The sequence below is a fragment of the Pontiella sulfatireligans genome, from assembly GCF_900890705.1.
Classification (GTDB): Bacteria; Verrucomicrobiota; Kiritimatiellia; order Kiritimatiellales; family Pontiellaceae; genus Pontiella; species Pontiella sulfatireligans.
The window spans coordinates 68068-81501 of the sequence record NZ_CAAHFH010000004.1 but is presented as its reverse complement, the minus strand read 5'-3'; the positions used below and the strand labels follow the sequence as shown (position 1 = coordinate 81501).

The 13434-nt window shown below is 56.2% G+C and carries 8 protein-coding genes; all 8 read left to right on the top strand.

Going from position 1 to position 13434, the window contains the following annotated elements:
- The first annotated feature begins 6 nt into the window (after positions 1-6).
- The gene (locus SCARR_RS27470; protein WP_222846493.1) at positions 7-1947 is read left to right on the top strand and encodes a hypothetical protein; all 1941 of its coding nucleotides are present in this window, start codon (positions 7-9) and stop codon (positions 1945-1947) included.
- 54 nt (positions 1948-2001) lie between these two features.
- Entirely contained in the window at positions 2002-3939 is a 1938-nt protein-coding gene (locus SCARR_RS27465) for a beta-agarase (protein ID WP_136065905.1), read from the top strand.
- 26 nt (positions 3940-3965) lie between these two features.
- Positions 3966-5807: a sulfatase-like hydrolase/transferase gene (locus tag SCARR_RS27460; protein ID WP_136065903.1), complete on the top strand. Its 1842-nt coding sequence runs from the start codon at positions 3966-3968 to the stop codon at positions 5805-5807.
- 70 nt (positions 5808-5877) lie between these two features.
- A complete protein-coding gene (locus tag SCARR_RS27455) occupies positions 5878-7353 on the top strand; it encodes a sulfatase family protein (RefSeq protein ID WP_136065901.1) in 1476 nt (491 codons plus the stop codon).
- Between the two features lie 165 nt (positions 7354-7518).
- Positions 7519-8781: a hypothetical protein gene (locus tag SCARR_RS27450; protein WP_136065899.1), complete on the top strand. Its 1263-nt coding sequence runs from the start codon at positions 7519-7521 to the stop codon at positions 8779-8781.
- A gap of 93 nt (positions 8782-8874) precedes the next feature.
- Positions 8875-9951 carry a glycoside hydrolase family 117 protein gene (locus tag SCARR_RS27445; RefSeq protein WP_136065897.1) on the top strand — a complete coding sequence of 359 codons (1077 nt, stop codon included), beginning with the start codon at positions 8875-8877 and terminating at the stop codon, positions 9949-9951.
- Positions 9944-11569, top strand: coding sequence for a sulfatase family protein (locus tag SCARR_RS27440; protein WP_136065894.1), 1626 nt, complete (start codon positions 9944-9946; stop codon positions 11567-11569). The genes SCARR_RS27445 and SCARR_RS27440 overlap by 8 nt, the downstream gene beginning before the upstream one ends.
- A gap of 51 nt (positions 11570-11620) precedes the next feature.
- A complete protein-coding gene (locus SCARR_RS27435) occupies positions 11621-13135 on the top strand; it encodes a sulfatase family protein (RefSeq protein ID WP_136065892.1) in 1515 nt (504 codons plus the stop codon).
- Positions 13136-13434 lie beyond the last annotated feature (299 nt).

Here is a 13434-nt window from a genome sequence, read left to right as displayed (position 1 = left end):
TCTGGCATGACGATAATGGATGGGATTCGTAGAAATTTGCGCGAAGCGCCTTGGAGTGCGTCCGACTTTGTCGGCGCTTTCAATAGCGGAGACGGGGTCTCCGCACTCCAGAGCGGCTGCGCCGCAATCTTGTTGCTAGCGTCGTGCACGTTTGCCGAAACGGTTGAGATCAAACTCAACCCGGCCTGTGTGCGCGATATCGGCGGCGTAACGCAGTTCGACCGGACCCAGTTCATCACCATCCACGAAGCATTCGGCTCGATCGATATGGACGCTAACGATGTCCATTATCTGGAGGATGTTTTGGAAGCGCGCTATGGACGTGATGGCGGCTTTATCACCTGGATGGCGGGAGAGGTTTCGGCTGATCCGTCCAATCCGGATATGCCGGATATCCAGTCGTTGGAAAAAATCTTGAAAAAATATCGTGCGGAGGTCGAGGACTTCCGCATGACCCCGAAGCATATGCGCGAGGTGGTGTTCTGTGCGCATCCCGACCTGATGCATGGCATGAGCAACAACACCTTCACGGCCTGGGGGCCGCGTACCTACGCCGCCGCTGCGGAATTTACGGCGCAGCTGCTAAAGCTCGGTTTTTCCGACGACGAGCGGCCGCGCTACTTGGAAGTGTTCAACGAGCCGTTTGTGAAGGCCAAAAAGATTCATACAACGGTTGAGGCGTTGTCCGAGCAGCACAATGTGGTGGCGAAGCGGGTGAAGGAGCTGACCCCCGAGGTGCTGGTTGGCGGATACGCCGCGGCGTGGGTCGAAGTGGAAGACCGGAACTTTGGGCATTGGGACAGCTGGCAGAAAACGTTCATGGATATTGCCGGCGAGAACATGGACTTCTTTTCCTACCACATCTACGACGGCGTGAATGTGATGGGCTCGCCGCGCAACCGCACCGGCAGCAACTCGGAGGCGATCATGGATTTGATCGACTCCTACAGCCACATTAAATTCGGCGTGGCCAAGCCGCTCATGATTACTGAATACGGCAAGATCCCTAAAGGCAACATGGGCACGCTGCCGTACAGTGCTGAACGCTCGGCCGGCATGCTTTACTCCGCCATGGGGCAGCTGATGACCTTTCTGGATCATCCGGACCGGTTTATTAAAGTCATTCCGTTTTTCCTCGGCCGCGCCACGTGGACGTATGACATGACCAAGGATCCGGTGCCCGGCGAGGCCAATCCGTTTTTGCTGTGGCGCAAGACGGCCGACGGCGCGTTTGTGGAAACCGACCTGTCGCTTTTCTATCAGTTCTGGAAAGGCGTTGAAGGCGAGTGGCGCAGAAGTGCCAGCTCCAATCCCGATGTGCGGGTTCATGTGCTGGTCGATGGGAAGCGCCTGAATGTTGCCCTGATGAATCTGGATGTCGAAGCCAAGACGATCCATTTGACCGGCCTGAAAAAGCTAGATGCCGCCGCAATATCGTTGCGCACACTGACCACCAACGGAAAGAAACCGGTGCTCGGACAGCGCACCATGGACAAGGCTCCGGCTTCATTGGAGCTCGAATCCGGCGAGGCCGCGTTGCTGATGATTGATCTGAAAAAGAGGTTCGCTCCGAAACGCGGCGTGCGCGAACACCGTATGTATGCCACGGAATATCTGAAGGACATCACTGCAGATGAACCGGTTGCGTTTAAGTTTGTGAATGTGCCGACGGGAAAAGGCTCGGCCGTGCTGCGCGTGTCGCCCGGTCGCGAGCTGGGCAAACAGGTGCTTCCGTCGTCGATTAAGTTTAACGGCAGCGAATTGCCGATTCCGAACAACTGGGCGGGGGATGACCAGGCCGGCCGCAAAAACTTTTTCGGGATGATTGAATTCCCGGTTCCGATGGAAATGGTTCGCGGCGCCAACCAGGTGGAAATCACCTATCCCGACTCCGGCGGCAAGGTGGCCTGCGTGGTGCTGCAGGTCAACCGCATCGAAAAACTTTAAGTCTAGTTCAGGCGGATCACGCCTGTGGTTCATTGGCAATTTATTGGAGAAATCATGAAATACTATCTGTTTGCAGTAGCGTGTGTTGCGTCGGTTGCCGGCTGTGTTGGGAATGAAGCCGCGTCGAAGAATATCGATTGGGCCGCGCCGCATATTGTGGTTGAGCCGCAAACGACCCGCGCGATCGGCGGCGTTTCGGAGGTGGATCGCAAGCGATACTTTTGCGTAAGCGACAACGGCACTGGCTTCGACCAGCGCATGAAGCCGGAGGTGTATGATTATCTGGTGAATGAGCTGGGTATTTCGTTCGGCCGCAGTCTCGGCCCTGTCCAATATGTTGCCACGACGCTGAAGGAGGATCCGAGCCGCCCGGGCTATGCCGATCTGACGCCGCTGAAAAACAAGAAGCATGGCAAGCCGGGCGAGCGTTTTGAAAAGGATTTCGGCCCGAACCTGGATGTCGCGGCGCACGGCAATCACAATGCCTATCCGGTCTACATGGGCAAGCACATGCATGAAGGGGTCGAGTACCACGGTACGCCGGAATGGATTCCGGCCAACATCGATGCCGCCGCCGAGCTGGCGGCGGGCGTGATGAAATACAACTACACCGACTTTGACCGGCCGAAATACTACGAGCCGCTCAACGAGCCGCACTGGAAATATTTTGTCGATCAGCACATGGCGGACTGGCATCTGGCGGTTCAGGAGAAGGTGCATGCGCTGACGCCGGACGTTATGGTGGGCGGCATGTGCCAGTCGGTTTCCTATTTCTTCCGCGACAACTACCAGAATTTCAACGGCTTTAAGGGATTCATCAGCAACACGCAGGGCAAGATGGATTTCTATTCGTTCCACTCCTACGACTATCTGCGCTGGCGCGACGGCGAATTCAAGGGCCGTATTCAGTCGGGCCTCGCGCTGGAAGGGTCGCTCGACCTGATGCAGAACTACACCGTCAACACACTCGGCAAAGAAGTCGACGTGGTGGTCAGCGAGCAGGGCGGATATGTCCATTCGGAGCCCAAAGGCATGTATGACGGAGAGGCGATCGCCGCCGAGATCATGGCGGCGCAGCACCCCGATGCCGATCCCCAAACGTGGGAATACGAGATGCAGAAGCGCTCGATCGTCTGCTTCGGCCATGTGAGCAGCATCCTGGCAAATACGATGGCCTTCATCGACCATCCGCACACCGTGTTGAAATCAGTGCCGTTCCTGTTGCCCAACACGTGGAGCTGGGACACCAAATACTACGCCAACCTCTACGTGCCGAAAAACTACACCGACCAATCGCAATGGGTGGAAACCCACATGCTCGACTTCTATAAGTTTTTCCGCGGCGTCAACGGTCGCCGCGTCAAGGTGCTCTCCAGCGATCCCGACCTGCAGACCCGCGCGTTCGTGGATGGCTCCAAAATGTACCTAGCGGTCAACAACCAGAGCTGGCGTCCGGAATCGGTGTCCCTCTATGGCATCGATGCAAAACAGGTTGAAGTGCGCCGCTTCGGCCGCAACGCCGATTTTACGGCCTATTATACCGAAGAGACCGTGCCCGTGCCGGAAGCGCTGGAGCTGGCCGGCCGCGAGGCCGTCATGATCGTCGCCGACTTCGGCGGGACCATTCAGGAAAAGGGCAAGGTCAACGAAATCGCCTGCTATGGCGACAAGGTCATTGTTCCGATGAAGAAGGCCGAATTTAAGATCAAGGTTCCGGTTGAAAAGCAGATCGACTATGCCGTGCTGCGCGTCGGTCTGACGCGTAAAACGGAATCCAGCAAGGCGGCGGTCATCACACTCAACGGCAAGCCGCTCGATGTCCCGCTCGAAGATTGTGCAGACCGCCTGGCCGACGGCGAATACGGCACCACTAAAATGGTCTATCTGAATATTGCCGACCTGCAGGCTGAAAACACCGTATCGGTTTCATTTCCGGACGGCGACGACGGTGTGGTCGGCACAGCAGTCATTCGCGCCGCGGTGGTTGAATAATCATAAACAGGATTTAAGGGGAAGCGATGAAGAACCAACTTTGTGGATTGGCGTTGCTGCTTGCAATGAGTGCTGCTGCGGAAAAGCAGAAGCCGAATATTCTTTGGATCATCACCGATGACCAGCGCAGCGATACGATCTCGGCCTACAACATGGCGACGACCGGCCAGAAGAACAGCGAGCTGGGCTATGTGGAATCGCCCAACCTCGACCAGCTGGCCGCGGAGGGCGTATTGTTCACGCAGGCCTATTGCAACTCGCTGGCCTGCGCGCCGTCGCGCAGCTCGATGCACACCGGGAAATATCCGCACCGCGCCGGCATGTATGGGTTCCGCAAGGCGCATCAGGCGGCCGACTGCTCCAGCCGCGTCATTCCCGAAGTGATGAAGGAAAACGGCTATCAGCCCTCCATGTTCGGCAAGAGCGGCTACTACATCTTTGATTGGGAAGGCTACCGCCAGTGGGCGCCGCTCGGATACTACCAGCCGTTTATTCATCGCAATGATCTGGAAAAGACCGCCGGCAGCGACTTTTGGTGGAACAAGCCGTGGGGCACGCACAACGGCAAAGGCATGGTGCTGGGCAAGGAAGAGGTGTTCCGCTATGCCGACGGCACGGTCAAGCGCTTCTGGCTGGAGCGCAAGGACCAGCCGCTGACCGATGCCGACAAGGCGCAGCGCGCAGCGGTGGAAAAGGAGCTCGATATTCTCCGTACCTATACCCGTTCGAACCCCGAACTGATTATCGGCGGCGTTTCGCCGGCCTCAACCGGCAATACGCTCGATGGCGCCATCGTGAAAACCATGCAGCGCTATCTGGCCAATGAGGGAAATACATACACGATGGTAAACGGCAAGCCTGCCACCGGTCCCGATGTCTCCAAGCCGCTGTTTATCAACCTCGGGTTTGTATTCCCGCACACGCCGGTGCTGCCGACTCGGGAATTCCGCGATCGCTTTGCCGGCAAAAAATACAAAGTGCCTGAATATAGTGAGAAGGAAGCCGAGCTGATGCCGGGCTCGCTGAAGGATCTGCGCAACGACATGGATTTTTCCCGCATGACCGCCTCCGATAAACAGCAGGCGATCCGCGACTACTATGCCTTCTGCGCGATGGGCGACCATCTGATCGGCGAAGCCGTCGAGTCGTTCAAAGCCTATTGCAAAAAACATGACCAGGAATATGTCATCGTCTATCTGTGCGGCGACCACGGCTGGCATCTCGGCGAGCAGGGCATCGAAGCGAAATTCGGCCCTTGGTTCCAAACCGTGCACGACAGCATCATCGTCGTCTCTTCCGACAAGAAAAAATTTCCTGCCGGCAAGGTGAGCCACGACTGGGTGGAGTATGTGGATCTGGCTCCCACTTTCTACGACATCGCTGGAATCGATGCTTCCACGCATCCGGGACTCGATGGGTTCAGCCTGTGCAAAACCCTCAAGGAAGGGCCGCAGCGCGAATATGTCATTGGCGAAATGAACCAGGTGCGCGGCGATCGCGCGTATCTGCGTTGCAAGGATTTTGCGTTCGCCATGCGCGTCCGCCCGTTCTGGACCAAGCCGGGCGAGGGCTACGAACCCGGTGCGAACATTCGCTGGGGGCTCGATGCTCCGGCAGCAGAAGTCGACCTATCGCTCTACGATCTGCGCGCCGATCCGAAGGAGCAGGTCAACGTGGCCTATCAGCCGCGCTATGCCGAACTCGCCGCCTTCTTCCGTAGCAAGCTCGGCAGCATTGTGCTGGGCGACGGCCGCGTAGAGTGCGACTGGACGCAGGAAAATAAATTTATCATCAGCAACTTTGCGCCCGGCGCGCACGACCGTGTGTTGAACATTCCGGAAAGCATCATCCCGAAAGTGGAAATGTAATAATGTGGAGGGGCATCGTCCTCGATGCCCGGCTGGCGAGGACGCCGGCCCTCCAGAAGAGAGTCATATAATGAAGCAGTGGTTACATGTATTTGTGGTTGGTTTGGTTTTTGTGGCTTCAGCAACCTTGGTTGAGGGATCGAAGCCGAACATCCTGATCATTCTGGCCGATGACCTCGGCTATGGCGATGTGGGCTTCACGGGGTCGAAAGAAATCTTCACACCGCAGCTGGATGCGTTGGCGAAGGGTGGCGTGGTCTGCGAAAACGGCTATGTGACCCATTCCTATTGCGGCCCGTCGCGCGCCGGGCTTTTGACCGGGCGCTGCCAAGCGCGCTTCGGCATGGAAATCAATGCCACCTATTCGCCGTATGACCAGTTCATGGGGCTGCCGATGGATGAAACGACGTTCGGCAAGCGGCTCCAGTCGGCTGGCTACCGTACTGGGATCATCGGAAAGTGGCACGTCGGTGCCGCGCCGAACCACCACCCGAACAGCCGCGGCTTCGACTATTTCTACGGCTTCCTTTCCGGCGGCCATTCCTATTGGCCGGAGAGTGTGTCTACCACAACGCCGCTCCTGCTGGAAAACGGAAAACTAAACTATGGCGCGAACGAGGGTACTATGTTGCCTCTGTTGCGGAACAACAATACGGGTGAGTTTAATGAATACCTCACCACCGCACTCAGTCGCGACGCCGCCCGTTTTGTGAAAGAAACGGATAAGCCGTTCTGTCTCTACCTGGCCTACAACGCGCCGCACAGTCCGCTGGAAGCGCCGAAGGAAACGATCGCGAAATACAAGCACATCAAAGATCGGAAGCGCCGGATTTATGCGGCTATGGTCGACGAAATGGATCGTGGCATCGGCATGGTCGTGGATGCGCTAAAGGAAACCGGTAAGTTTGACAACACGCTGATCTTTTTCCTCTCCGACAACGGCGGCGTGGGAACGCCGCCGTGGAACCCTTATGAAAACTGGGCGAACAACGGGCCGTTCCGTCAGGGCAAGGCCAGCTGGATGGAGGGCGGCATCCACGTTCCGTATCTGGTGCACTGGCCAAAAAGGATTAAAGCGGGAACCTTCGACGGGTTGGTATCAGCGCTTGATATTACGGCCACCGCTGTGGCGCTGGCCGGCGGCGATACCTCCGGCAAGCCGCTCGATGGCGTGAACTTGGTTCCCTATCTGAATGGGCAGCAAAAAGGCTCGCCGCATGCGGCGCTGTATTGGCGCGAACGCAACAGCACCTCGTGGGCGGTGCGCACGCCGACGGCCAAGTTTGTCAAGAATGCTTGGGAAGGCGGGAAGCTCTGTGTCTTCGACATGGTCAACGATCCCTACGAGTCGGAGAACATTATCGACAAGGCGCCGGAAAAGCGCGCGGCGTTGGCCAAACTCTGGAACGATTGGAATGCAGGCAACAAAGCCAACGTGCTGCTGCACGCCTACGACTATCAGAAAGAACGCTTGAACATGTATGAGGAGCTTTACAAAAAACAGCTGGAGAAAGCGGCAAAAACCAAGCCGGTTGTCATTCAGTAGTGTATAAATAATTTTCAGAAGGTTGGAATTCCTGTGCCCGCGGAGGTCCCGCGGGGTTGACTGGTTCTATCCTGATAACGGTGCTTGGATTGCCTATTCCGTAAGTCAGGTTAGCAGGAACGAAAACCTCTGAACGAGCATAACTAAAAGGTGATCAAAGTGGATATGACGAAACAAGATGTAGAGGTGCTGCAGCACCTGGGCCGGAAGGTGGCCGAACTCGCTGCTACGGACGACAACAAGCAAAAGATCGACAAATGGACGCGGCTGACGGATCTCGACAAAAGTGCGGGACCGCTGCAGCTGATTCACCTGTGGCCGCTGGCTTGGGCGGAGGCGCTGCCGGATGAAAAGCATCTGGTTTGCCAGAACGAAGCCGCGCGGAACTATGAACGCGACCTGCGCCAGCGCATTTGGTCGTTTGAAAGCCTCCATGACGATACAGTGATCGAGCCCGTCATCCGCTATCCGCATTTTACAGACATCATAGCGTATCCCGAGCTTCCCGTCATGGCGCACTATGCGTCGGACGACCACGCGAAGACGGGCGCCTTCAAGTTTGAGTCGCCGATCCAGAAGATGGCCGACATCGAAAAGATCGGCGACCCGGACATCAACGTGGACTGGGATGCGCGGAACGCTGCGAAAGCCGAGGCCGAAGAAATCTTCAGCGGCATTCTAGATGTGATTCCGACCGGCATTTATTTCGCCACCAAGGTGGTCGATGAATGGGCCGAGTTGCGCGGCATGGAAAACGTCTACACCGATATGATGGACGAACCGGAATGGACGCACGAAGCCATGCAGCTCATCGCCAATAATTTCGAGAAGCGCTTCAAAACACTCGAAGAGTTGGGGCTTTGGGGGCCGTGGGAAAAATCGGATCCGCTCGGATCCACCGGCCTGCGTTTCAATCCTGACATTCCGAATTATCAGGACACCATGAAGAAGGGTAAATGCGACCTGATGGATACGTGGGCGTTCACCTGCGCTGAAGGATTCAACTGCGTGTCGCCGGGCATGCACGAAGAGTTTGACCTGCCCTACAACGTGCAGCTGATGAAGCTCTTCAAATGGGTCAACGTCGGTTGCTGCGAGGTGCTGCACAACAAGGTGGAGTTTGTGAAAAACGTGCCGAACGCGCGGCGCATTTCGGTCAGCGAATGGTGCGACTTTGAAAAGGCCGGCGCGGAGATTGGCACCGAACTGCTTTACGGCTACAAGCCCTCCGGCGTCCCGTTCCTCGGCGACGGGCTGCACGCAGACCAAGTGCGCAAAGAGTTGCGCCGGGTGCTGGACGCGGCGAAGGATTGCCCGCTGGAAATGATCATGAATATTGGTGGCACGCTCGGTGGCGGCGATGGCGCGGCCAAACTGATTGAATGGACCAAAATTGCAAAAGAGGAAATCGAACAAACCAACGGATAATATATGACCGCGAAGACGCAAAGACACGAAGTTCTATTTTCCCTTTGCGACTTAGCGTCTTTGCGGTCAAAACATTTTTAATAGGAGATTGGGATGAGTGAAGAAAAATATTTGAGTGCGGCAACGAAGCGCGCGATTGAGCGCGGCTATTGGGAAAAAGGCAACGAGTGGTTCTGTGAGTTTAAGATCCACGATCTCAAGGGCGACTTTGCTTTTGAAGAAGGCGTAATCCGCCGCGACCCCAGCGCAGTTCTGAAAGTAGGCGGTCTGTACTATTGCTGGTACACAAAAGGCACAGGCGAAACCGTTGGCTTCGGCAGCGGCGATCCGGAAGCCAAAGTATTTCCATGGGATAAAACCGAAGTATGGTACGCCACTTCTGAAGATGGATGGGACTGGGAGGAGCAGGGCATGGCGGTCGGCCGCGGCCCGGCGGGCGCGTACGACGACCGCGCTTGTTTCACGCCGGAAGTATTGGAGCACGAAGACAAATTTTATCTGGTCTATCAGACCGTGAAAGCGCCTTACACAAACCGCGTTAAAAACCAGATCGGCATGTCGATTGCCGAGTCGCCGGACGGCCCGTGGACCAAGCTGGACGAACCGATCCTTTCCGCCACCGACGACGGCAAGTGGCTGGGCGATGAAGACAACCGTTTCCTCGTGGAAGAAAAGGGCAGCTTCGACAACCACAAGGTGCACGATCCCTGCCTGCTGTTCTTCAACGACAAGTTCTACCTCTACTACAAGGGCGAAACCATGGGCGAGGGCGTGTCCATGGGAGGCCGCGAAATCAAGTGGGGAGTGGCTATTGCCGACCAGATTGAAGGGTCCTATGTGAAGTCGCCCTATAATCCGATATCCAACAGCGGCCACGAAATCTGCATGTGGAACTATAAGGATGGCATCGGCTCCATGTTGATTACGGACGGTCCGGAAAAGAACACCTTCCAGTTTGCAGAGGACGGCATCAACTTCGAAATCATGTCGCACATCAAGTGCGGGCCGGAGGCGGCTGGACTTGTGAAAAGCCTGGATGCAGATGCAGCGCCGCTGGCCGCTTTTGAGTGGGGCGTATGTCATCAATACGATGAATCGTGGAACTGGAACTATATCCGCCGCTTTGAAAAAGTGATTCCTTGGAGCGAACTGGGAGAATTCCATGCGTAAGGACAGTTTAAAGTTTGTAGTGTGCTGTTTGTTGCTAGCCCTTGGTGTGTCTGTTGCTCAGGCTCGTAAACCCAATATTCTGTTCATCATTGCCGACGACGAGTTTCGGGATCACTTCGGTTTTCTGGGCGGAAAGTCGCTGACGCCGCGCATCGACCAGCTGGCGAACGAAGGGATGTATTTCGAAAACGGCTTCGCTTCTTCGAGCGTCTGTTCGCCGAGCCGCTATACCTGCTTGAGCGGCCACTTTGCGAGCCGCTGTCCGCAACCCTATTTTGCGGAAGGAAATACGGAGGAAGGCGTGACGCGTATTTTGTGGAACCTTGGTTTTGCAGAAGGCCAGCCCAATGTCCCAAAGGTGTTGCGGAGCGCAGGCTACAAAACCGGATTTACCGGCAAGTGGCATCTGAATGGAACGATGCATCTGATCACGCCGATCGAAAAGGGCACGGATCCATATAAGCCGGAAGTGCAGAAGCTCATGCGTGAAAACCAGGAAATCATCTGCAACGAGATCAAAAAATTCGGCTTTGATTTTGTGCAGGCGGCTTACGGCGGAAATCCGAATGACGACAAGTCGCTGATTGCCACCGGCTGCAACGTGCATAATCAGGAGTGGAACACCAAGGCGGCCATCGACTTTATTGAGCAGAACAAGGACGAGCCGTGGTATTTCTACTATGCTCCGACCCTGATGCATGTGCCGGACACGTTTGAATCGTTGACCGGCGATCCGCGCAAAAGCGGCATGGGAGTTCTCGATGAACCGATCGCTGGCGTACAGCCGTCGCGGGAATCGGTGCTGGAGCGCACCAAGGTGGCGGGCATCCCCGACCAGAACCGTGCGGCCACCTGGCTCGACGACGGCATTGGCGCCGTTATGGACAAGCTGGTTGAACTGGGGCTTGAGAAGGATACGCTGATTGTCTACTACAACGACAACGGCATGGAATACCACTCCAAGGGCACTTGCTACCAAGGCGGCGTGCGTACGCAGATCATGGCCTATTGGCCGGGCGTCATCGAGCCGGGGGCGCGCCCGCAGGAATTGGTGCAGAATATTGATTTTGCTCCGACCTTCTTTCAAATGGCCGGTGTTGAACCGCCGACGGATATGATGCTCGACGGCGCAAGCCTGACCCCCATTTTCAATGGCGAGTCGCCGAAGGATTGGCGCGAAGCGGTCTATAGTGAAATTGGCTTGGCCCGCGCCGTGACCTCTATGGACTGGAGCTATGTGGCCTTCCGCGTGCCGGACAGCCTGCAGCGGACCAAGGCGGAGCGCGTGGCCGAGGCGAAGGAATACTACTACGGCCCCATGCTCAAAGAACACCCTTGGATGGAGGAGCAGTATCCCTTCCTTGAAGACGCGCCCTATTTTCAGCTGGGCATGAAGCCGGGCGGTTTCGCCTTCGAGCGCTGGCAACTCAAAGATCCGAAGGGCACGCCGTGGGCGCCGAGCTATTTTGATCCCGACCAGCTCTTCAGCCTTCGCAACGATCCGACCGAAACCACCAATCTGGCAACGAGCCCTGAATACAAGGCGCAGCTGGAAAAGATGCAAAAGCTGCTCAAGAGCTATCTCGACGACCTGCCCGGCCCGTATCCCGGTTTCTAGCATGCCTGAATCGCCATGGGCACCCGGCGGAACTGAAAAGGAAGCATTCGAATGAAAAAATGGATTATAGGTTTGATGGCCGGTGCCACCTTGGCGGCCGGCGCGGTGGACATGCGTCCCAATATTGTATTCATCATGGCCGATGATCTTGGGCTGGGCGATGTGAGCCATCATGTTCAGCAGATTCAGAAAAAAACGCCGCTCGTGCCGACGCCCGCGATTGATGAACTGGCGCAGAGCGGCATGTGGTTCACGGATGCGCACTCTTCAACTTCGTTGTGCTCGCCAACGCGCTACTGTGTGATGAGCGGTAACATGAACTACCGCAGCTATGCCCCATGGGGCGTGTGGGGCACCTTCCGTGAAAATGCAATCAAGCCGGGGCAGGCGACGCTGGGCACTGTTGCGCGTGATGCGGGCTACGCGACGGGGTTCATCGGCAAGTGGCATTTGGGCGGTGACTTTCTCAATCGCAAAACCGGCGAGCTCTACCGGGGCGATGACCACAAGAATCCGGACAGTCCGGTAGATCTGGCCAAAATGGTTGGCGGCGGTCCCGTGCAGCTCGGATTCGACTATAGCTTTATGCTTCCGTGCGGCGTGCAGGGCCCGATTTATATGGTCTACGAAAACAACGAGTGGTATCCGCTGGGTAGGGATTCAAAGATTGTTTATCTGGATGAGACGACCGCGAAGGATCCGAAAATTGTATCGGATAAAGGTCCGGGGAAGGGCGACTCGAACTGGGATACGGCCGGCATGGGGCAGCGGCTTTCGGCCAAAGCGGTTGACTTTATTCATGAGAAGGCCGGCAAAGAAGCGTTCTTCCTCTGCTACTGGAGTCCGACGGTGCACATACCGCATTGTCCGCCCGACGAATTCGACGGCGTTAAGATCAAAGGCTCAACGCCGACGCCGCACATGGACATGATTCGCGACCTCGACCTGCAGGTGGCCCGGATCATCAAGGCGCTCAAGGATAAGGGCGTATATGACAACACGCTCATCGTTTTCACGTCCGACAACGGCGGACTGCCCAACGGCGCAAGCATTGACGTCGGGCATAATCCGAACGGGGGATGGCGCGGCCACAAGAATGCGCCGTACGAGGGCGGGCACCGCGTTCCGTTCATTGCTGTGTGGAAAGGAAAGATCGTGCCGGGGTCGGTCAGTGATGAAGCGATCATCAACCACGACATGCTGGCCACCATGGCCACGTTGCTGAAGGTTAAGGTGCCGAAGGATGAGGCGATGGATTCGCTTAACCTGTTGCCGCTGCTGACGGGCAAGTGCGGGTTTGAGCCACGCGAATATCTGATGCTCCAAAGCGGCTGCTATTTCGAGACTATGCTTCGTGATGGCGACTGGAAGCTGATTATGGCCAGCGACTATAACTCCAGTAAGTTTGAGCCTGTTGCACTCTTTAACCTGTCAAAGAATCCGGTTGAGGATGAGACGCAAAACCTCGTCAAGCATCCGGAACAGCAGGAGCGGGTAAAGGCGATTCATAAGAAGTATCTGAGCATTCGCGAAAGCGGAGCGCGCACCACGCCCTCTTTGGATTAGTACAGGCAAAGCATTGGGGTGGAATTCCGAGAATTTCCTTCCGTAAAGAGCGGAGACGGGGGTTGCGTGGCCCAGAGCGACTTCGTGCGGGCTCGTACAGGTCTTGCAGTTGGACAACATGTTGATCAGGGGCACCGGACAGGTGCCCTAATCGGAAATAATCATGGGGCATTCTTTAGCGATAAATGGGTCGACATCGCAGTTCGCATAACGTCACAATATGGACGCAAAATACGTATTTACGAATGGGTGGCATAGGATATTATAAACCCTCATTTATCAGATAAACCATCAATGGA